We start from the raw sequence: 21,184 nt of genomic DNA, 5'->3' as shown, positions 1-21,184 counted from the left end.
GACTAATGCCCCGCCCGGGTGAGACGATGAAGACGATGTCACCAGCCAAACCCGCCCCCGTACCCTCCGGCCCCGATTCCGAAGCCGTCCAGCCCGGAGAAGCCCGCTCCAGCGCCATCATGGCAGCAGGAACTCTCATTTCGCGTTTTCTGGGCTTCGCCAAAACCTGGATGCTGGCAGCCGCACTGGGCCTGGGCTCCACCGTCAACGACACCTTCATTAACGCCAACAACCTCCCCAACCTGATCTTCCTGCTGGTGGCAGGCGGGGTGTTCAACGCAGTCCTCGTGCCGCAGATCATTAAGGCCAGCAAGGCTCCGGACAGGGGAGCGGACTACATCAGCCGGCTGCTGACGCTGGCGGTCCTGGTGTTGCTGGTTCTCACCCTGCTGGTCACGCTGCTGGCCCCTACCGTCATTCAGCTGACCACCCAGGGATACTCGCCACAGCAGAAGGCGTTGGCGGTCTCGTTCGCGTTCTGGTGCCTTCCGCAGATCTTCTTCTACGGCCTGTACGCCCTGCTGACCCAGGTCCTCAACGCCCACGGGGCCTTCGGTCCGGCGATGTGGGCACCGATCGTCAACAACGTCGTCGCGATCGCCGGGCTGGGCATGTTTATCGCCATCATGGGCGCCAACGCCGCCAACCCCCACACCATTGACAACTGGGGGTCCTTCCAGACCTTCCTCGTGGCCGGGTTCTCCACAATCGGCGTTCTCACCCAGACCGCCGTCCTGCTCATTCCCGTGTTCCGGCTCCGCCTCGGCCTGCGGCCGCGCTTCGGCTGGCGGGGGGTCGGTCTGGGCCACGCCGCCAAGCTGAGCGTCTGGACGCTGGCCACCGCCGCCGTCGGGCAGCTGGCCTTCCTCTACGTCATGCGCATCGCGACGATTCCCGGCGCCGAGCGCCTCCGTCTGCAGGAGGCGGGGGACCCGGCGGCCAGCACCATGCCGGGCAACGCCGTGCTGGAGGTGGCCAGCCAGCTTTATCTGCTGCCGCACTCCATCATTGCCCTGTCCCTGGCCACGGTGCTGTTCAACCGGATGACCCGCGCGTCACAGGATGGGGACCGGGCCGCGCTGCGCCGCGCGCTCTCCCACGGGCTGCGGACCATGGCCGTGGCCACCGTCTTCGGCGCGCTGGCCCTCTTCGCCCTTGCCGGACCGCTGGGCATGTTCTTCTCGGGCGACGTGCGCCAGGACGGCGTCATGCTCGCCCAAACCCTGACCATTCTGGCCCTCAGCACCCCGTTCATGAGCGCCAACTTCATGATGTCGCGGGTGTTCTACGCCAACGAGGACGCCCGGACGCCGTTCTTCATCCAGCTGGTCCTGGCGTTCGTCAACGTGGTGGCCGCCTTCGCGATCCAGTTCCTGCCGTTCGATCAGATCATCTTCGGCATCGCCACTCTCTATACCGGCGGCAATATCCTCTCCGTGATCGTCAGCGCGTTCTTCCTGCGCCGACTCCTGGGCCACCTCGACGGACCGCGCATCGCCAGCTCTTACATCCGCATCGGCTACGCCGCGCTGGGTTCCGCCCTGGCCGGAGCCGTGGCCCTCTGGCTGCTGGGCAGCTACAACCCGGACGGTTTCGCCTGGAGCACCCGGATCGCCGCCCTGGTGACGATCGTCGTCGTCGGCCCCGTCATGCTGGCCGTCTACTTCCTGCTGCTGAAGATTTTCCGGGTAACCGAACTCCAAGACCTCCTGCAGCCCCTCCTTGGGCGGCTCCGACGCCGCGCCCCCGCGGAACCGGCCACCACGTCCCGGGCCGAAGACGGCGCACAGGTGCGCAACGTGCCGGAACGGGCCACCGTCTCGGTGGATACCGGTCTGATCCCGCGCATTTCCGGCGAGTTCGACGCCGCTTCGTTCCGGGTCGGTCCCGACATACGCGAACAGGACTCCTTCGCTTACGGCCGGCCCACCGGACCCGAGGGCGGCTACCTGCCAGCCGAAGACGTTCCCAGCACCGCACTAGGCGGCCTGGGCCGGGGCGACGTTCCGCTGCCTGGCCGCCGGACCTACCAAGGACCGGCCGGCCACAACCCCTATTTCGCATTTAGCCGCAAAAAGAAAAAATGATCCCGGCTCTGCTTCACACAGCCGCGCTCCCGCGCCGCGGACAGAGCATCGGCTAGGATCGAACACTAACAAGGGGAGTTGCCGACCAGCGGCCAACCGGCTTGCCGGAGGGCACACGGTCGCTCACAGAGCGACCACGTCGGCAGGTCCCGGACAGTCTAGGAGGAGCCCGTGTCCCACCCGATCGATGTCGGATCAGTACTCGGTGGCCGCTACAAGGTCACGGCCACTGTACTGGCCTCACATGACCAGGATCTGGTGCTGGACGGCGTGGACCAGGTGCTCAACCGACCCGTGAGCATCCTCGTCGCCGGGCCGGACAACGCCGACCAGGTGGCCCAGAGCGCCCGGGAGGTTGCCACGGGCGAGCGTCCCGGCAGCGTGCAGATCCTTGACCTTGGTGTCAGCGACGCCACCACGTACCTGATCACCAACCACACCTCGGCGGCGGACCTGCTGGATCTCGTAGTGTCTTCCAATCCGCCCTACGTCGAACCCTTCTTCACGGACACACTGGGCAGCGAGATCTTCGGGCAGCCACGCTCCCACGAACCAGAAACCTACGACGGACTTTACGACGACGAGGAAGTCGACGCCGGGTACATCAATTACGGTCAGTCCCAGCCGGTAGCCGGCCAGCGGCCGGCCTCGCCGGCGGCACCGCCCGCCGGTGTACCGTCCAGGCCGGCATCCGCGCCTTCGACCGGGTCCTCTAATGGGTCATCGAACGGGGCCTCGAACGGAGGCACCAAGGGCGCTGGCCCTGCGGCAGCCGCAGGGGCTGCCGCAGGGGCTGCCGCAGCCGGAGCCGCAGCTGTGGGCGGGAAGGCCGCCAGTGCTGCCAAGGCCCCCACGACAGCGCCGCAGGAGACCGCGGCACACCCGACGGCGCCCCATCCCGTCCAGGAGGGCACCGCAGGCAGTGAGGCTGAACAGGGAACCTCGCTGCCCGCAACCGCCGCGGCACCTAAGGTCTCCTTGTGGGCCAACGACGACTATTCCGACACCGACCAGCGCGACGTCGCAGATCACCACGGCAGCGCTGTGGCAGGCGCCGGAGCGGCCGGCGCCGGACTGGCGGGAGCGGGCTTCGACACCGCGGACCGCGCGCCGGGTAACTTCCCTGCATCCGCCCGTTCCGCCATCGACGAGGGCGATTACGACGAGTACGAAGAGTACGAAAAAGACGAGGCTCCGCGCCGGGAACCCCGTTCGACGCGCTGGCTCGTCGGCGGCCTGCTCGCTGCAATCCTGGTGGTAGGCCTCATCTTCGCGGTCACCGGTCTGGGCAGCCTCTTCAAGAGCAGCCCCCAGACGAACGCGGGAACCTCGTCCTCGTCGGCATCCAGCGCACCGGAGCAGTCATCTGCGCAACCGTCGGCGACCGCCAGCCAGGAACCCGCTGCCGGCCCGCCCGCCATCGCCGAAGTGACGCGGCTGGGCAGCTTCGACTTCGCCGGAAACTATGACTCCGACCTCGTCAAGACCTTTGACGGCAACGGCGCCAGCTTCTGGTCGGACATGGAATTCGCAACAGACAACTGGGGCGGCCTCGCTTCCGAGGTTCCGCTCGCCGTCAAGCTCAAGGACCCGTCCAAGGTCTCGTCCGTCACGCTGAGCCAGCTCGGAGCGTCCGGCGGCAGCATTAGTGTGTACACCAACGACCGTCCGTCTCTGGATGGGGCGAAACAGATTGGCACCAACAGCTTCACGTCCCCGGACCTGACCATGCCGCTTTCCGAGCCGGTCACGGCGCAGTACGTCATCGTCTCCATCAAGACGCTGCCGAAGCTGGCGGCTCCTAAAACCCGCTACGGGTACGGCCTCCGGCTCGCCGAAATCAAGGTTCAATAGGCCTTCAATAGGCCAGGGTGCAGTAGGTCAAGGCCCAGCAGGCCAAGGTCCAGCAGCGGACCTTGTCATTCGGGGACGTGCATCGGCTGCCGCCCCTGTAAACCGGTACCCTGAGTGATGGCGTCGCTCCATGACGCCCACATCGGCCGGAATATTCAGCGTCCGCCAATAGTTGTGCCATGTGGCCGGCCATAAAGGCGGGTGCATCGACAAAGGAAGAGGTTCACCGTTCAGTGAGCAACGCAGAAAACACTGCCACCGAAGTACGTGATGTCATCATCGTCGGCTCCGGCCCGGCGGGCTACACCGCAGCGGTGTACACGGCGCGCGCGAACCTGAAACCGCTGCTCCTGGCAGGCTCGGTCACCGCCGGCGGTGAACTGATGAACACCACTGACGTGGAGAACTACCCGGGATTCCCCGACGGCATCATGGGTCCGGACCTCATGGAGAACTTCGAGAAGCAGGCTGCCCGCTTTGGCACGGAGATCCAGTTCGAGGACGTCACCGAACTGGATCTGGATGGCGAGATCAAGACCGTGACCATCGGCACGGGGGAGACCTTCAAGGCCCGCTCGATCATCCTGTCGACAGGCTCGGCGTACCGTGAACTCGGGCTGCCGAACGAGAAGCGGCTCTCCGGCCATGGTGTCAGCTGGTGTGCAACCTGCGACGGTTTCTTCTTCAAGGACCAAGACATCGCCGTGATCGGCGGCGGCGACTCAGCCATGGAGGAGGCGCTGTTCCTCACCAAGTTCGCCAAGTCCGTCACGGTCGTCCACCGCCGCGACACCCTCCGCGCCTCCAAGATCATGGCAGACCGCGCCCTGGCCCACGAGAAGATCAATTTCGTGTGGAACAGTGGCGTCGAAGACGTCCTCGGGCAGGACAAAGTCACCGGATTGAAGTTGAAGAACCTTGTGGACGGCACGGAAACCGAACTGGCCGTGACAGGCGTGTTCGTAGCGATCGGCAACGATCCTCGAACCGATCTGGTCAAGGGCAAGCTCGAACTGACGTCAGAGGGAACCATTGCCGTCGACGGCCGCACCTCGAAGACCAGCGTGGCCGGTGTGTTCGCTGCCGGCGACGTGATCGATCCGACCTACCGCCAGGCAATCACCGCTTCGGGCTCCGGTTGCGTGGCCGCTCTTGACGTCGAGCACTACCTCGCAGATTTTCACGCCTAAACGGCGTTCAACAACCCATCGAAGAGAGAGACAAGGGCTATGAGCAACGCAAAAGACGTAACTGACGCAAGCTTCAGCACCGACGTACTGGCCTCCGACAAGCCGGTCATTGTGGACTTTTGGGCCGAATGGTGCGGCCCCTGCCGCAAGCTCGGACCGATCCTCGACGAGATCTCGGTGGAGTACAGCGAGAAGGTGGAGGTCGTGAAGGTAAACGTTGACGACAACCCAGCCATCGCCGCCGAGTACGGCATCACCTCAATCCCGGCCGTTTACCTGTTCCAGGGCGGTGAGGTCAAGAGCACCGTCATCGGTGCTCGGCCCAAGCAGTTCTTCGAAAAGGAATTCGCGGACGTCCTGTCCTGAACCCGAGCTGGGTTCGTGCCTGGTCGCTGGAGGCCTGGGCTCCAGACTGGCTGAGGGCATGATGCCCCGACCCACTTATGGTGGCCCCCGCTACGTGCGGGGGCCACTTTTTTGTGGGTAGACGCCGCAGTCGTTGGGGGTGTATTGCTGTGGGACTTCTGTGGCGTGTGGCTTTTGTGCGGTGGAACTTTTTGTGCGGTGGAACTTCTGCGCGGGGGGGCTTCAGCACGGTACCGTTCCTGCGCCGTGCGGCTTCTGCAATGCGCGGCCCCGCGGCGCGGCGCTCTTGAACAGTCGCGTTCTTGTGCAGGCGGCTCGGAATGGGGGAGGGGTGATTGCAGCGGCCGCCCTGTGTACCCGGCGCAGACGAAGGACACTGGACGGGGTTGTCTACTTCGGAGAATTTCTACAGGTGGCGCCGACATGGTGCTGCTCTCACTCGGGGGAAGATGCCCTAGGTCTTGCGCGCCGATCCCCGATTTTGCAGGCCCTGCGGGCCGCTGAGGCCCCCGTGGAACCAGGTCAGGTCACTGCTCTCTGCTGTTTCACGTGAAACAGCAGAGCACCTCGGAGGAGTGGGGCCCCAGGAGGGGTCTGACGTGGGGCCAGAGCTTCGTTTCTCCCGTTGGGGGTCGGGTCTGAGGGCCCACCAGCGGCGAGACACCGGTATGACTGCTTCTCCCGGCGGAGGCTCGGCGCCAACACGTACCGCCCCTGCGTCAGGCTTACTACCCCCGGGCGGCACCGCTGCTTTGTGGCTGGCCCCACGTTCTAGTCAGGTTCCCGTTCGCACTCACGGGACTGCCGTTTCACGTGAAACATCCGGCACACCGACGCTGGGGGAGGGATAGAGTGGGTGCGGTGCGGCTGGAGTGCGGCTGTGGGAATGTCAGCGCCTAGTTTCACCGAAGACCTGTACTGTGCCTTTGCAAGTGCCTTTTGCCAAACAACAGGCACTCTGTGTCAGCACACGGTCTTGGAGCCGAAGGCTCAGTAGGCACGCCAGTAGTCAACACCGCCTTTAAAAATAGCCCGGGTGCGGCGCCTGCAGAGGACCGACGCTCTGACGTCCGACTGCCCGCTTCACTTGAGCCGGTATGCCGGGTCAGCCGACGCGGCGTGTGCCGTGTGTTTCACCTGAGGCGCTGAGGCTGCCGCACGAGTACTGCTACACCCGGAGGGCCCGTCCGGCGCGAGCCCTCCTCCTGCCGCGGCGGAAGGCGTGTGACGGTGAACCGCAGCAGGACCACTGCCAGCTGCGGTGTTTCACGTGAAACCATCGACGCCACGAACCGGGCATGAAGCGATAGTCAACTACTAGTCCCTTCGGCCAGCGGCGTCGCCGGTGTATTTCAATCGGACAGCTTCGTCTATTTCGATCGGAACCACGTGCCGACACCTCTGCGAAGGGGTCAGTCATAACGTCCAAGGCTGCAGCGCCGCCTAATTAGTAGAGACCCACAATGCTTTTCCCTGACGAAATTGGGACTCTGACAGAAACGGTGACTGTGGGCAAAGCAGCGACGGGGTTGTTTCACGTGAAACGTGCACGGCTCTGCAGGATGAGGAGCACCCACAAGGGATACCGGTCGGGAATAGCATGTTGCGCAGCCCGTGCACCCTGTGTCACCGGATGCCGCAGGTGCTGGAGAGCTGGCGATGGATCCACCGGAACAACGCCTGGTTCCTAGCCCGTGAAACATGCAAGGGCAGCGCAGGGACACGTCGCCTCGCCCAGAGCACCCGTTGTGCGCGGCCGCGCACCCACCCTCGCTCTATAAGATGCGGCGGTTGGGTTGCCCGACGCCTATTCTTGAGCGATCGCAACCGACTGGCACCCTGGCTCGGTGGCTTCCATGCACAGTGACTCCGGCACCGCGAACTGACAATGTTCCGGGACATCGCGAATAGCGGCCGCAGAAATCCCGGCGCGATCCGGTTCTCCAGTTCGATACGCCCGCGCAGCCTGAAGTCATGCCGTTAGCTGTTACGCACGGAAGCAAGCCTGGTCCTTCTGTACTGCCATCATCCAGGCGCCGCCACGCATGATCAACTACGCCGAGGACAAGGTCCGGTCTCGGCCTCCCCGCGGCCACTCTATTGCGGGTCCCCGCGCTATTGGGTCCCGGTGGAGCAGCACGCCAGCGTCGGCCCGGTTTTTGCGACGGTTCCGGGGACATCCAAATCCAAGTGGTCGCGGCACGCCCGCCCGGACCAAGGTACCGGATTATCGCGGTCATCCGCAGAACGAGAGCTTCTTGTTAGTAGTCCTGTCCATTCGGCAACCTGAGGCTTCGCTGGTTTCCCAATACAGCATCGCACTCAGAGCACCAGAAACCCCTCACCATGCTGCCTGTCGCTACGCCCGAATCCTCGTTCCGTCCTCGCGATGGCGTGAGAATCGTAGCGATCGATTGCCGGCCCCAAGCATGAAATCGTCAGAACTTCGGACCAGGGCACTCTGCCCGGCACCGTTCGGTGTCTCAGAGCGTCCATCACTAGGGCCCGCCGCGGCAAAAGTATCGCTTCCGACACCGCGGCCTACCAGCGATCGGGGAAATCGAACCCAAGACCGGGCCCGCTTACGGGGCAACTTCGATCGGAAAACGGGGAGGGGATTTGCTCAAGAAGCCGACGAGTTGGGCCTCCACTTCCTCTGCCTTGTCCCGTTCTCCACAGAAGTTATACACATGGTTATCCACAGGCTATGAGAGATTGTTCACACCACTTTGTGCGGAGCCATGGACTGCCTTCGGGCGGACTGTCGGAGAATGCCAAAGACCCCTGATCCGCTCGGAAGTGAGACGCTACCGACACACACAAGGCGCGGGGAGCGCGCGCCTCCGTTTCCTTGCAAAAACCCGCAAAATTAACCGATCCGCGTCGAATCGAGTGCTGCGGGATCGGGTGCATGCCCGCCGGTCAGCTGCAGCGGTAGCGACGTTTCACGTGAAACGGGCGGACAACGTTCAGTGCGAAGATGCCGCCTCGGGGAGACCAATCGACAGCACCCACACCAGCCCCACTTGTGGAAATAGAACACACCTAATCCACAAAGTTATCCACCGGGTTATCCACGGCGATATCCACCGACTACCACTGCTTCTTGCTGCCACCTTCCGTACTGCTGAAGGCCCCAAATCGTCCTGAACTTCCTTCCTCGACTCCAAGGAGCGCAGGCTCGAACCATCAGCAAGAAGCAGTCCTGGGGATGATGCGAAGGGTCACCAGCACCGTCCACGCACCCGGGGACAGATGTGCCAGCGGGACTGCGCGACTGCGGGATTGCGACAACGAGTTTGCCCGCCGGTGGGGAGAGCTTGGCGCGACCATCGCCAAAGTCGGAGGCCCGGGGGAGCGGAAGGATGGCGGTATGCGATTTGCGACCATCCACAGTTTGCCGATGCACAGCTACGTGAGTGGCCTCTAACCAAGGTGCCGCTGCCTGTCTTTGGGGAGCAGGCCTTCCTGCGACTGTGCACCCGACCACTAGAGTTCGTCGGTGCACCGACAACTGCCTTACGGGTGCGGGTCACACGCTGGTCCGGTGAATGCAGAGCAGTCGAGTGCTAAGAAGGAACAGTCTACGGAGCTGTCCCCGAGGACGATCTCACCATCGGATTCCGACGCCCGAGGAGGAGCTGTGAGTGCCCGCAGCTACGGCCGTCCCCAGAACATGGCGGACTTCCCGGAGTCCGGGCTTACCGACCGGACCGTGCCTCTTGGCAGGTGATGCCGTGGACACTGGCAGGCCAGGACCGGTCAGGGGCTTCCGGCCAATGTGCATCGACCACCCATGCTCACGCTTAAGTCCTGCAGTACGACAGCTACACGAGCACAGCGTACTGCTTCCCTTGGCCGCGCTTCTCGGACCACGGTTCGAGTCGTACGTAGACACTCCTGCTGCACAGCAGTACCTCCGCAACGCTCCACGCAGACTAGTGAGCGAGGGGCGGATCACCCTGGGAATTTCACTGTGGTTGCTCAGGGCGTCCTTTAGGCAACCGAATCGTCTGTGAGCGTCCCACCCCCTAAGCCTTCCGGCCGGTTTCTCCTTCTCGTGAGGAGACGAGCTGAGCGCCAGCGCGAGCAATAGTCTGACACCACCGCGCGGCCGAGGAGGAGGTTCGCCCTACAGTCACGCGCACACAGGAGCGCTAGGAACGCCTCAGATCACCGCCCGTGAGCTGACCGGGAGGTGACCGAACAGGAGTGCTCGCCGTGCATATGGGCGCGAGACGAACGCATGGGGGTGGGGCGGCTGCGGAGGGGCACCTGCAAACGCACGAAGAGGGAGGAGCATTCAATGCAACGACACGTCAGTCGCTTCAGGCGCCCCGGGTCCGCGGGCCCAGGGTTCTAGGCTCCGGGTTACCAGGCTCCAAGCTCATCTGTCATGCGGCCGAGTAAGCTCCCGACGGTCTCCACCTACGACGCCGGGCTTTTACTGAGGTCACCTGTGAATGTAGACCCCATCGGTTTCACACCCATAAGCAGCCCAGACACCGCAGAGGTCGGGAGCGTGCGGCCGCACGGTGAGCCGGACGCTCCGTATCCTCGGGTTCCTCAGCGCCAAGGGTTCCCGCACACCGCCTATTCAACCGTCCCCAGGCAACCCGCGGTTCCCCGGTATTGGCTGGGCGAGCCGTGCGCGGTCTTCTGGGATGCTGCCTGGAGGGTGGGATGACTGGAGAGGGGCTACATTGACCGTGTGCGGCGTCTCCATGCTCGTGTCCTTGTATGCTCGGGGGTCTATTTCACTGACTGATGAGTGCTGTTGGTCCGCGCAGGGTGTCTGTCGTTTCACGTGAAACAGCAGTCCGGGGCGTTTCACGTGAAACATCAATGGTGGTCTGCATGACGGTGAAGGACACGGCGGGCAGATCGGCCTTGGTTGAGCGAAGCTTCTTGGACCCCAAGTAGGGAGGACATAGCTGGCATCCTGGGGACCGCGCCAGCACAATGTCAGAGAGGCCCCGCACATCACGACGACCGCACAAATGCGGCTACGATGGCCCGATCCAACGTTGACACCGCATGAAACCCCTGCCTCAGCCACATGCAAGAAGCTGATGCTGGCCCAGCAGCGCGTGCCCATCTGGGCCACCAAAGCGGTTAGGTCGGAGAGCCGGGGCGGACAGACGGCGTCATTGACCCCAGCCGGCCTGGATTTGGGAAGGCGAGCCCACCCGCCGGGCACAACGGCGCTCGGGATACCGGGCGCGCGGATGGTAGAACGACGGGATCTACAGCCGCTAAACGGACCGAAACAAAGAAGAAGGGCCTGTTTCACGTGAAACAAGCCCTTCCGAAAAGCGTGGCACCCTCTTGGGGCTGCTCCTAACTCAGCTCGGCGATCCCGGCGTGAGAACGTCCATGATGCGGTTCAGGTCCTCAACGCTGGCGAACTCGATGCTGACGCGACCCTTGCGGGCGCCCAGGGAGATCTTCACGTTGGTATCCAAGCGGTCAGAAAGCGACGACGCCAGATAGTCGAGCCGCTCGTGGCGTGCACCCGGCCGCGGAATGTTGTTCTTGGTCGGGGACGCAGGGCTCTGGTACAGGGTCACGGCTTCCTCGGTCGCCCGGACCGACATACCCTCGGCAACGATCTTCTGGGCCAGCCGTTCCATGGCCGCGGCGTCCGGAAGTGCAAGCAACGCACGGGCGTGGCCGGCCGAGATAACGTTTGCGGCAACCCGCCGCTGGACCAGTGGGGGAAGCTTCAGCAGCCGCAGGGTGTTGGACACCTGGGGCCGTGAACGTCCGATCCGGTCCGCCAACTGTTCGTGCGTAGTTCCGAAGTCCTCGAGAAGCTGCTGGTACGCCGCAGCCTCCTCAAGAGGGTTCAGCTGGCTGCGGTGCAGGTTCTCCAGCAGCGCATCGCGGAGGAGGTCGTCATCGGTGGTATCACGGACAATCGCGGGGATCGTTTCCAGGCCTGCGGCCTGTACTGCCCGCCAGCGACGCTCACCCATGACAAGCTCATAGGGTTCGCCACCTTCTTCGGTTGAGGTGCGGACCACAATTGGCTGGAGAACACCGATTTCGCGCACTGAGTGCACCAGTTCCGCCATGTCATCCTCATCGAAGACAGAACGGGGCTGTTTGCGGTTGGGATGGATGTCCGTGACCGGAATTTCGGCGAACCTGACACCGGGAACCTCTACGAGTTCAACTGCCCTCTCGTCATCCTGCACCGATGTGGACTCAAACGCCAATTGCTCGCCGGCATCTGCCGCGGCCGGCTTGGCAGCAGCAGACTTCGACTTCGGCACAGCCGCCTTCCGGGCGGGAGCCTCCTTGGATCCCGTGGACCCCGCGCTGGCAGCGACGTCGACTTCGACCTCGGCAGTAGCGGCGTCGGATTCAGTGGTATCAACAGTGAGATCAGAGGACTCGTCAGCCCTGACGGGGGCGGACTCCGGCACAGTGGCCTGCGCGGCGTCGTTGACGTCTAGGAGCGCCTCGGCGTCGGAAGCCTTCTTCCGGGCTTCGGGGAAGAAGAGATCCACGGGCCGGGACGGAGCAGCACCGTTTCCGGAGGCGTTAGCCGAGGCGGAACTTGGAATGAGTGCGCCAAGTCCACGGCCGAGGCCGCGTCGCTTATCGCTCATGGATAAATCCCTCCGGTGAAAGAGCCGGGACTTGCCTGGCTCTGGCTAGTGCAATTCTTGAAAGATTCTAACGTTCAGCGATTTCCGCTGCGGCTTCCAGATAGGACAGGGCGCCGCTGGAAGAAGGATCGTAGGTCATGACGGTCTGCTGGTAACTCGGCGCTTCTGAAATGCGGACGGACCGGGGCACCACAGCCCCGAGCACCTGCTGGGGGAAGTGTTCACGGACCTCCGCCGCCACTTGGGCGGCAAGGTTGGTGCGGCCGTCATACATGGTCAGCAGGATTGTGGAGACAACCAGATCAGCATTCAGGTGCTTCTGAATCATCTCGATGTTTTTCAGGAGCTGACTGAGTCCCTCAAGTGCGTAGTACTCGCACTGGATCGGGATCAGGACTTCACCGGCAGCGCAGAAGGCATTGACCGTCAGCAGGCCCAGGCTTGGCGGGCAGTCTATGAAAATGTAGTCCAGCCGCTCCTCGCCGTTCTTGGCGCGCTCCTTGGAGTACACGTCGATAGCACGGCGCAGCCGCTGCTCGCGGGCCACCAGGCTGACAAGCTCGATCTCGGCACCGGCAAGGTGAATGGTGGCGGGCGCGCAAATGAGCTTGTCGATATCTGGGCACGGCGCAACGACGTCCTTGAGCGGAACATCGTTGATCAGGACATCGTAAATGCTGTCGACGTCGGCGTGGTGTTCAATGCCCAAGGCCGTCGAGGCATTGCCTTGAGGATCGATATCGATCACGAGCACGTTCAGGCCGGCGGCCGCCAGCGCAGCAGCGATGTTGACGGTCGTCGTCGTCTTGCCGACGCCGCCCTTCTGGTTCGACACCGTGAAGATCCTCGTCTTCTCCGGTTTGGGAAGCTGCCTGCCGAGCAGGCGTTCGCGGCGCTTGTTCTCATGCGCGAGCTCACGGGCAATGGGGCTGGAGTCGTCGATGGAGTCCAGCACGTTGCTGGTGTGCGGGAGCGAGGTTTCACGTGAAACACTCGCCATGCCGGCCACCCTTGCAACCGGAGACGTGTGATTACCCGAATAGTCATGAGCGACGGCAGGAGACGTAAACGCCCGTGCGGAGCCCAAGGACATAAACGGCGGGATCCGTTGTGCGGAGGCTTCGCTACTGGTCACTGTGACACTCTCACTCTCATTCGGCTCTTACTGCCGGTTACTAGCCTAACCGCTTCACCTCAGACTCCCCGGGCACCGGGGCCGGTGCTAGGCAATCTTTTGAGGCTTGTTCACTACGATTCGGACTACGGTGGTGGGTTCTTCGAGCAGGTCTTCGCCCACCACCACCACGGATGTCTCAATGCCGCCCAGTTTGCGGATGACCTTGGCCGCCTTTTCGATTTCTTCGCCGGCGCTGCGCCCCTTGATGGCAACCACTTCACCCTTGCCCGCCAGGAGCGGGATGGTCAGTCCTGCGAGGTTGGACAGTGCGGATACTGCGCGGGCAGTTACGACGTCGGCGTTCACCAGTCCCACCGCCAGTTCAGCCCGGGTGCGCATGATCGTCACGTTCTCAAGCCCAAGGTCATCCACCACCTCCTGGAGCCAGATGACACGCCGTTCCAGCGGCTCGATCAGAGTCAGCTCCAGGTCAGGCCGGGCGATGGCCAGACACAATCCGGGCAGGCCCGCACCGCTGCCGACGTCGGCCACATGGCTTCCGTGGGCGATCTGGCTTTCGATGACGGCGCAATTGAGCACGTGCCGGCTCCACAGTCTGGGCACTTCGCGGGGGCCAATCAGGCCCCGCTCGGTCCCGGACGTCGCCAGGTGCTCGACGTAGCGCTTCGCCAGATCCAGCCGGTCCCCAAAGAGGGACTCAGCAGCTTTGAGTTCGGGTGCGGTAATTTCCACCATCAAGCTAGTCAATGGTTCAGTCTGCTGAGACAACGATGTGCCGGTCGGCGCCTTCGCCTTCGGACTCGCTCACGAGACCCAGGTCGGCGACGGCGTCGTGCACGATCTTGCGCTCGTAGGCGCTCATCGGAGCCAAGGCAACAGCCTCGCCGGATTCCTTGACCGCGGTGACGGCGTCTTCTGCGATCTTCTGCAGGTCGCCGGCGCGGTCGGCGCGGTACCCGTTGATATCCAGCACCAGGCGGGACCGGTTTTCGGTCGCGGACAGGACGGCGAGCCGGGTCAGCTCCTGCAGGGCCTCAAGGACTTCACCGTCACGGCCCACAAGGCCATCGAGTCCCGCTGTTTCCTCTTCGGCAACGATCGAGATGTACGTGCGCCCGTTGCGGACCTCGATGTCGATATCGCCGTCGATGTCCGCGATGTCCAGCAGTTCCTCGAGGTAGTCCGCAGCAACGTCGCCTTCTTCTTCGAGGCGGCTTGCCGAAACACTCTTGACAGGGCCGTTGTCTTCGTCGTGGGATACGTCCGAGGACGCCTCCCGGGCATCGTCGCGCTCGTCGTCAAACTCGGCGGAAATAGCGTGTTCGGTGCTCTCGGCGGACATTACTTCCTCTTCCTGTTTTTACGTTGCGGCTGGATGCGCTGGGTCTTGGCTTCCACGGCGGCAGCAGCAGCGGAGGCTTCGGCTGCCTCGGCATCGACCTTCTTGCCGCCCAGGAGGGGCAGTGCGGGCAGGCCCTTGGCTGCCCGGCGCTCGGCGAGGGCCTTGGCGGCTGGCGAACCGGGCGTAGGCATCCGGCGAATCACGAAAAACTGCTGTCCCATGGTCCAGAGGTTCGTCGTGGTCCAGTAGATCAGGACGCCGATGGGGAAGTTGATGCCGCCAACACCGAAGACGACCGGCAGGATGTAGAGCATCATTTTCTGCTGGCGCATGAACGGGCTCGCGAGGGCCTCTTCGGACATGTTCTTGGCCATGATCTGCTTCTGCGTGATGAACTGCGAGGCTGTCATCGCCAGGATCATCAGAATGGAGAGAATCCACACTGCCGCCTCATTGCCACCGGCACCGCCGTGGAGCAGGGACGCCGACAGTGGTGCACCGAAAATGGTGGACTCGTCGAACTGCTTGACCTGTTCGGCGCTCATCGCGCCAATGCCCTTGCCCGCCTGGGCGCTGGCGGTAATGCCCGAAAGAACCTGGAAGAGCGCGAAGAAGAAGGGCATCTGGATCAGCATGGGCAGGCAGGCCGAGAACGGGTTGGTGCCGTGGTGCTTGTACAAGGCCATCTGTTCCTGCGCCATGGCCTGGCGGGACAGCTGGTCGGTCTTGCCCTTGTACTTATCCTGCAGCTTCTTCAGGTCCGGCTGCAGGAGCTGCATGCCGCGCTGGGCCTTGATCTGCTTGACGAAGACGGGAATGAGGGCGGCACGGATGACCAGGACGAGCCCGATGATGGACAGCGTCCACGTCCAACCATTGGCCGGTGACATGCCGATGGCGCTGAGTCCGTCGTGGAAGCCCACCATGATGGCGGACACAAGCCACTTGAACGGAAACATGATTGTTTCAAAGAAATCCATACGATATCCCTATTCGTCAGGCCGCAGAGCGGCCTTCTCCATCAATCTGAGCAGCCAAGTACTTGTCCGGATTGTTCAGCACAACAATTGTGGGGGTGCGGTCCGCGGGCCACTCCCGGTGCCCGGCGGGGACATGGTCCACACCGCCGGCATTCCACGGATGGCAGCGCAACAGGCGCCTGACAGCCAGCCCGCTTCCCTTGACTGCGCCGTGCACAGTGATTGCTTCGAGAGCATAAGCCGAGCACGAAGGAAAAAAGCGGCAGACTTGCCCGTACAAGGGTGAAATCACCTTGCGGTAGGCCATCAGCAACAGGATCAGGATGTTGCGGGGCAGGTTCCAGGCCACGGTTCCCAGGCGGCGCAGCGCCGGTCCAGGAGTCACAACACTCGGGCGGGGGACGACGGCGGCCGTTGAGTTACGCACGCGGGGTCCCTTCCTGTGTTGTCTCGTTAGAACCTGATGAAGCAGCCTTTGGAGGGCGGGTGCCCAGCCGTTTCATGGTTGCCTCCAGAGCGGCGTCATAGTCGGCGAGCAGCTGGTCCCAGCTGGCCGCCGCCGCGGCGGGCAAGGCCCGGACCACGATGGCAAACCCGCAGCCGTATTTCTGCAGCGACCTGGCACCGGCTTCTCTCAGTCTCCTCTTAACGAGGTTCCTGACAACAGCGTTCCCGACACTCTTGGAAACGATGAACCCGATTCGGCTCGGTTCATCGGCAGCGATAGCTGCCGCATATAACACTACGTTCCGGCGTCCATTGCGGACACCGGAACGTACAGTTGTTGAAAAATCGGTTGATGTCCGCAGACGGTTCTTGGTGGCTAGCACCCTTCAACTCGCACAGGGATGTGGACCGACGAGTCAGTTATTTAGGCCGACAGTTCGGTGCGGCCCTTGCCACGACGGGCTGCCAGGATGGCGCGGCCGGCACGGGTACGCATACGAAGGCGGAAGCCGTGCTTCTTGGCTCGACGGCGGTTATTCGGCTGAAAAGTCCGCTTGCTCACGTTAGTTACTCCAGTGGATCAAAGGTGCGCCCACCCGATCAAGGGGGAAGAACTGGCCGACGCTAAGTTTTGTATGTGCCGCTGCTCCGACTCACACGACGCGGGGCGTCGGGGAGCTCAAACGAAAGCGAAAAGCGGACACAAAGGACTTCACAACGTTAGGTCAAATCAATGCAGGGAGTCAAACCGGCAGGGGCTCCGCAGGCTTTCCCCAACTGTGGCTAACCGCTCCGCCAGCCTGTGGATGACGCCACTCACAGGCCGCGTTTGAGAACCACAACGGTGTAATTATCCACAGGACTGAACCCAGCTATCTTCTAGCGTTTTCATCCCCTACAGTGTCTCAGTAACCCCTTATCCACGGACTGTGCATAACCCTGTGGATTTAGCCGGGGCCGGTGCGCTGCGTCGGACCGGTGGATGCACGTAATGCAGGCCAGCAAGTTTGAGGAACCGATTGATGACAGTAGACGAAGCCAACCACGCCAACACTGTCGGAAGTTCCTGGCGCCGGGTTGTGAGCCTGCTGGAGAACGACCACCGTGTTTCTCCCCGGCAGCGCGGCTTCGTCATCCTCGCCCAGGCACAGGGCCTGATCGGTTCCACCCTGCTGGTGGCGGTCCCCAACGAGCTCACCCGCGAGGTCCTGCAGACCCAGGTCAAGGACGCCCTGGATGATGCTCTCCGTAGCGTCTTCTCCGACGAAATCCGCTGCGCGATCGACGTCGACACCGACCTGGTGCCTCTGCACACGGAACCGGAGCCCGCCGTCGAGCTTTCACTGGCTGCGGACCCCGCCGTCGAATCGAAGCCGCAGCCGATGCTGCCTAGCACCTCGCACGAATTCGGCCGCCTCAACCCCAAGTACGTCTTCGACACCTTCGTGATCGGTTCCTCCAACCGATTCGCGCATGCGGCCGCCGTAGCCGTGGCCGAGGCGCCGGCCAAGGCCTACAACCCGCTGTTCATCTACGGCGATTCCGGACTCGGCAAAACCCACCTGCTCCACGCAATCGGCCACTACGCACGCCGGCTCTACAGCGGCATCCGGGTCCGCTACGTCAACTCCGAGGAATTCACCAACGACTTCATCAACTCCATCCGTGATGATGAAGGCACCAGTTTCAAGACCACGTACCGCAACGTGGACGTGCTGCTGATCGACGACATCCAGTTCCTGGCCGGCAAAGACCGGACGCTGGAGGAGTTCTTCCACACCTTCAACGCCCTGCACAACAACAACAAGCAGGTGGTCATCACCTCCGACCAGCCGCCCAAGCTGCTCGCGGGCTTCGAAGACCGCATGAAGTCCCGCTTCGAGTGGGGCCTGCTGACCGACATCCAGCCGCCGGAACTGGAAACCCGCATCGCGATCCTCCGGAAGAAGGCCCTCAGCGAAGGCCTGTCCGCCCCGGATGATGCCCTCGAATACATCGCGTCGAAAATCTCGAGCAACATCCGCGAGCTTGAGGGCGCCCTCATCCGCGTCACGGCCTTCGCCAGCCTGAACCGGCAGCCGGTGGACGTGGCGCTGGCCGAGATGGTGCTCAAGGACCTCATCACCGACGACGGCGCCCAGGAAATCACCTCGGCCCAGATCCTCACGCAGACGGCAGACTACTTCAAGCTCAGCATGGAAGAGCTTTGCAGCAAGTCGCGTACCCGCACCCTAGTGACCGCACGGCAGATCGCAATGTACCTGTGCCGTGAACTGACGGACATGTCCCTTCCCAAGATCGGGCAGGAGCTCGGCGGGCGAGACCACACCACTGTGATCCACGCCGACCGGAAGATCCGCGAACTGATGGCCGAGCGCCGGGTCATCTACAACCAGGTGACCGAGCTGACCAACCGGATCAAGCAGCAGCAGCGCAATTCCTGAGCCGGTCCTCCGGCGCACTCTTACCTTATTAACAGGGGACTGTGGACAACCCTGTGGATAGTTAAGGGGACAACCGCGGTTAATGGGCTTAAAACCCTTAAGGCGCCTGTGGATTGGCGAACCGGCCGAAAATCTTGTCCCCATCCACACCCTGTTTAAAACCTGCCGCACCCACAGGTCGTGAACAGGGCTTAACCCCGGATTCGTACCGCAGGATCGAGTTATCCACAGTTTCCACAGCAGTTATTAACACTACTAATCCCAAGAAAATGAAATTCCCTCAAACAACAATCTCCCTCCCCACCCTTAGCTCAGCGCCCAGGCCCGTTCCGGACCGGCGTAAGAGACCGGCCCGTCGAACAACACCGGTGTAAGCCGGGGATGGGAGAAACGCTCACCTTGGGGCTAAGCTGTCTGCAGAGCGTCCGTCCCGGACATCTTTTGTGATTCCTCACGGAGCACGAAGCCGGGGGTGCGGACGCTTCCTTTGTTGACGGCGTCCGACATTCCTGCCGGATCCGCCACAGCTTGGCGAGTTTTAGCGATTTCAGTACTGACAGCAGCAATGAAAGGCGGCACCCTTCCGTGAAGTTCAGAGTCGAACGGGACGTCCTGGCAGAAGCCGTGACATGGACCGCCCGGTCGTTGTCTCCGCGGCCGCCCGTTCCCGTACTTTCAGGCCTGCTCCTGAAGGCTGAAGCCGGTACCGTCAGCCTCTCGAGCTTCGATTACGAGACCTCCGCACGGCTCGAAATCCCCGCTGACATCAGCACCGAAGGCACCATCCTGGTGTCCGGACGCCTGCTCGCGGACATTTGCCGCAGCCTGCCGTCCGCCCCCGTCGAGGTCGAAACAGACGGCAACAAAGTAACGCTCACATGCCGCCGAAGCAGCTTCCACCTGGCCACGATGCCCGAGGCCGAATACCCGCCGTTGCCGGCGCTGCCCACAATCAGCGGCACGGTCCCTGGCGATTCCTTCGCCCAGGCCGTCTCCCAGGTGATCATCGCGGCCAGCAGGGACGACACCCTGCCGATCCTCACCGGCGTACGGATGGAGATTGAGGACGATCTCATCACCCTCCTGGCCACCGACCGCTACCGCCTGGCCATGCGCGAAGTGCCGTGGAAGCCTGTCACTCCGGGCATCTCCACCAGCGCTCTGGTCAAGGCCAAGACGCTCAACGAAGTAGCCAAGACCTTGGGCAGCAGCGGCGACATCAACATCGCACTGGCCGACGACGACAGCCGACTGATCGGCTTCGAGAGCGGCGGCAGGACCACCACGTCGCTCCTGGTGGACGGCGATTACCCGAAGATCCGTTCACTTTTCCCGGACTCCACGCCCATCCACGCCACGGTGCAGACCCAGGAATTGGTCGAGGCCGTGCGCCGAGTCTCGCTCGTGGCCGAACGCAACACCCCCGTCCGGCTCGCTTTCACGCAGGGCCAGCTGCACCTGGATGCCGGCACGGGCGAGGACGCCCAGGCCTCGGAAGAACTTGAAGCCCAGCTGTCCGGTGAGGACATCACGGTCGCCTTCAACCCGAACTACCTCATCGAGGGCCTCAGCGTCATCGAAACCAAGTTCGTGCGCTTCTCCTTCACCACCGCGCCCAAGCCGGCCATGATCACGGCCCAGCAGGACGCCGAGGGCGAGGACCAGGGCGATTACCGCTACCTCGTCATGCCCGTCCGGCTGCCCAACTAGCTCCGCAGATGTGGGCCGTTTGACCCCTCAGAACGGCCCCTGCTGCCAGCCAGTTGGGTGAGGGCCCACCGCAGCAAACCCCAGCGCAGAAAAGAGTTCTTCCCGTGCACATCGGACTAATCGGCCTTGGCAAAATGGGCTTCAACATGCGCGAACGCCTGCGCAACGCCGGGATCGAGGTCACCGGCCTTGACCGCAACCCGGACGTCACCGACGTCGCAAGCGTGGACGAACTCATCGCCGCCGTCCCGGCTCCCCGCTTGATCTGGGTCATGGTTCCCTCCGGCGACATCACAGACGCCGTGATCACCGAACTGGGCAACAAGCTCGACGCCGGCGACCTCGTGATCGACGGCGGCAACTCGCGGTTCACCGAAGACCAGAAACACGGCGCCGCCCTGGCCCAGAAGGGAATCCGCTTTGCCGACTGCGGCGTGTCCGGCGGAGTCTGGGGCCTCCAGAACGGCTACGGCCTCATGGCCGGCGGCGACGCCGCTGACATCGAACGGGCCCTGCCCGTCTTCGACGCCCTCCGACCCGCCGGGGAACGTGCCGACAGCTTCGTGCACGTGGGCGGCATCGGCGCAGGCCACTACGCCAAGATGGTCCACAACGGGATCGAATACGGCCTGATGCAGGCCTACGCGGAAGGCTACGAACTCCTGGCCGCAAAGGACATCGTGGACGATCTTCCCGGAACGTTCCGGGCCTGGCAAAAGGGCACCGTTGTCCGCTCCTGGCTCCTGGACCTCATGGTCAAGGCCCTCGACGAGGATCCCGGACTGGAGTCGATCTCCGACTACGTCGAGGATTCCGGTGAAGGCCGCTGGACAGTCGAGGAAGCCATCGCCAACGCCGTGCCCGCACCGGCGATCACGGCAGCGCTCTTTGCCAGGTTCTCCTCCCGCGAGGACAACTCGCCGGCCATGAAGATGGTGTCCGCACTGCGCCACCAGTTCGGCGGCCACGCGACCCGGCCAGCCAAGTAATCCTGCCGGTGAGGTCCTGA

At 63.1% G+C, this 21,184-nt stretch carries 15 protein-coding genes; 7 read left to right on the top strand and 8 right to left on the bottom strand.

Features of this window, described 5'->3' with window-relative positions; translation table 11 throughout:
• Window positions 1–35: 35 nt before the first annotated feature.
• The 4 genes from murJ to trxA all read left to right on the top strand — a co-directional run bounded on the left by murJ (window position 36) and on the right by trxA (window position 5,497).
• On the top strand, window positions 36–2,087 hold the full coding sequence (murJ, locus tag BM372_RS10325; RefSeq protein ID WP_371261723.1) for a murein biosynthesis integral membrane protein MurJ: 2,052 nt from the start codon (window positions 36–38) through the stop codon (window positions 2,085–2,087).
• Window positions 2,088–2,258: 171 nt separating this feature from the next.
• Window positions 2,259–3,941, top strand: coding sequence for a protein kinase family protein (locus BM372_RS20650; protein WP_090954837.1), 1,683 nt, complete (start codon window positions 2,259–2,261; stop codon window positions 3,939–3,941).
• A gap of 233 nt (window positions 3,942–4,174) precedes the next feature.
• Window positions 4,175–5,131, top strand: a complete 957-nt coding sequence (gene trxB, locus BM372_RS10315; RefSeq protein WP_090954835.1) for a thioredoxin-disulfide reductase — start codon at window positions 4,175–4,177, stop codon at window positions 5,129–5,131.
• A gap of 39 nt (window positions 5,132–5,170) precedes the next feature.
• The gene (trxA, locus tag BM372_RS10310; RefSeq protein WP_090954833.1) at window positions 5,171–5,497 is read left to right on the top strand and encodes a thioredoxin; all 327 of its coding nucleotides are present in this window, start codon (window positions 5,171–5,173) and stop codon (window positions 5,495–5,497) included.
• Window positions 5,498–10,842: 5,345 nt separating this feature from the next.
• Here trxA and BM372_RS10300 read toward each other — a convergent pair.
• The 8 genes from BM372_RS10300 to rpmH all read right to left on the bottom strand — a co-directional run bounded on the left by BM372_RS10300 (window position 10,843) and on the right by rpmH (window position 16,583).
• Window positions 10,843–12,114 carry a ParB/RepB/Spo0J family partition protein gene (locus tag BM372_RS10300; RefSeq protein WP_090954829.1) on the bottom strand — a complete coding sequence of 424 codons (1,272 nt, stop codon included), beginning with the start codon at window positions 12,112–12,114 and terminating at the stop codon, window positions 10,843–10,845.
• A gap of 67 nt (window positions 12,115–12,181) precedes the next feature.
• Window positions 12,182–13,249 carry a ParA family protein gene (locus tag BM372_RS10295; RefSeq protein ID WP_256214181.1) on the bottom strand — a complete coding sequence of 356 codons (1,068 nt, stop codon included), beginning with the start codon at window positions 13,247–13,249 and terminating at the stop codon, window positions 12,182–12,184.
• Window positions 13,250–13,336: 87 nt separating this feature from the next.
• Entirely contained in the window at window positions 13,337–13,987 is a 651-nt protein-coding gene (gene rsmG, locus BM372_RS10290; RefSeq protein WP_090954827.1) for a 16S rRNA (guanine(527)-N(7))-methyltransferase RsmG, read from the bottom strand.
• A gap of 16 nt (window positions 13,988–14,003) precedes the next feature.
• On the bottom strand, window positions 14,004–14,594 hold the full coding sequence (locus BM372_RS10285) for a Jag family protein (RefSeq protein WP_090954825.1): 591 nt from the start codon (window positions 14,592–14,594) through the stop codon (window positions 14,004–14,006).
• The gene (gene yidC / locus BM372_RS10280) at window positions 14,594–15,574 is read right to left on the bottom strand and encodes a membrane protein insertase YidC (RefSeq protein ID WP_090954823.1); all 981 of its coding nucleotides are present in this window, start codon (window positions 15,572–15,574) and stop codon (window positions 14,594–14,596) included. Before yidC ends, BM372_RS10285 begins: the two co-directional genes overlap by 1 nt.
• A 16-nt stretch (window positions 15,575–15,590) precedes the next feature.
• The gene (yidD, locus tag BM372_RS10275) at window positions 15,591–16,001 is read right to left on the bottom strand and encodes a membrane protein insertion efficiency factor YidD (protein ID WP_371261722.1); all 411 of its coding nucleotides are present in this window, start codon (window positions 15,999–16,001) and stop codon (window positions 15,591–15,593) included.
• On the bottom strand, window positions 15,994–16,404 hold the full coding sequence (gene rnpA, locus BM372_RS10270; protein ID WP_090954819.1) for a ribonuclease P protein component: 411 nt from the start codon (window positions 16,402–16,404) through the stop codon (window positions 15,994–15,996). Before rnpA ends, yidD begins: the two co-directional genes overlap by 8 nt.
• Before the next feature lie 41 nt (window positions 16,405–16,445).
• Window positions 16,446–16,583, bottom strand: a complete 138-nt coding sequence (rpmH, locus tag BM372_RS10265; RefSeq protein WP_003800212.1) for a 50S ribosomal protein L34 — start codon at window positions 16,581–16,583, stop codon at window positions 16,446–16,448.
• Window positions 16,584–17,043: 460 nt separating this feature from the next.
• Between rpmH and dnaA the strand changes: the two genes are divergently transcribed.
• The 3 genes from dnaA (at window position 17,044) to gnd (ending at window position 21,164) form a co-directional block, all read left to right on the top strand.
• Entirely contained in the window at window positions 17,044–18,465 is a 1,422-nt protein-coding gene (gene dnaA, locus BM372_RS10260) for a chromosomal replication initiator protein DnaA (protein ID WP_090954817.1), read from the top strand.
• Between the two features lie 585 nt (window positions 18,466–19,050).
• Window positions 19,051–20,175 carry a DNA polymerase III subunit beta gene (dnaN, locus tag BM372_RS10255; protein WP_090954815.1) on the top strand — a complete coding sequence of 375 codons (1,125 nt, stop codon included), beginning with the start codon at window positions 19,051–19,053 and terminating at the stop codon, window positions 20,173–20,175.
• Between the two features lie 104 nt (window positions 20,176–20,279).
• Complete coding sequence (gnd, locus tag BM372_RS10250) at window positions 20,280–21,164, top strand: phosphogluconate dehydrogenase (NAD(+)-dependent, decarboxylating) (protein ID WP_090954813.1); 885 nt, start codon at window positions 20,280–20,282, stop codon at window positions 21,162–21,164.
• Window positions 21,165–21,184 lie beyond the last annotated feature (20 nt).

Origin of the sequence: Arthrobacter sp. ov118 (genome assembly GCF_900116495.1) — a bacterium.
GTDB lineage: Bacteria > Actinomycetota > Actinomycetes > Actinomycetales > Micrococcaceae > Arthrobacter.
The sequence above is the reverse complement of the archived record's forward strand: the minus strand, read 5'-3'. Positions and strand labels throughout refer to the sequence as shown.

Coding starts and splice junctions, on each gene's coding strand:
- murJ (WP_371261723.1), top strand. CDS start 36: ATGTCACCAGCCAAACCCGCCCCCGTACCCTCCGGCCCCGATTCCGAA.
- trxA (WP_090954833.1), top strand. CDS start 5,171: ATGAGCAACGCAAAAGACGTAACTGACGCAAGCTTCAGCACCGACGTA.
- BM372_RS10300 (WP_090954829.1), bottom strand. CDS start 12,114: ATGAGCGATAAGCGACGCGGCCTCGGCCGTGGACTTGGCGCACTCATT.
- rsmG (WP_090954827.1), bottom strand. CDS start 13,987: ATGGTGGAAATTACCGCACCCGAACTCAAAGCTGCTGAGTCCCTCTTT.
- BM372_RS10285 (WP_090954825.1), bottom strand. CDS start 14,594: ATGTCCGCCGAGAGCACCGAACACGCTATTTCCGCCGAGTTTGACGAC.
- yidC (WP_090954823.1), bottom strand. CDS start 15,574: ATGGATTTCTTTGAAACAATCATGTTTCCGTTCAAGTGGCTTGTGTCC.
- dnaA (WP_090954817.1), top strand. CDS start 17,044: ATGACAGTAGACGAAGCCAACCACGCCAACACTGTCGGAAGTTCCTGG.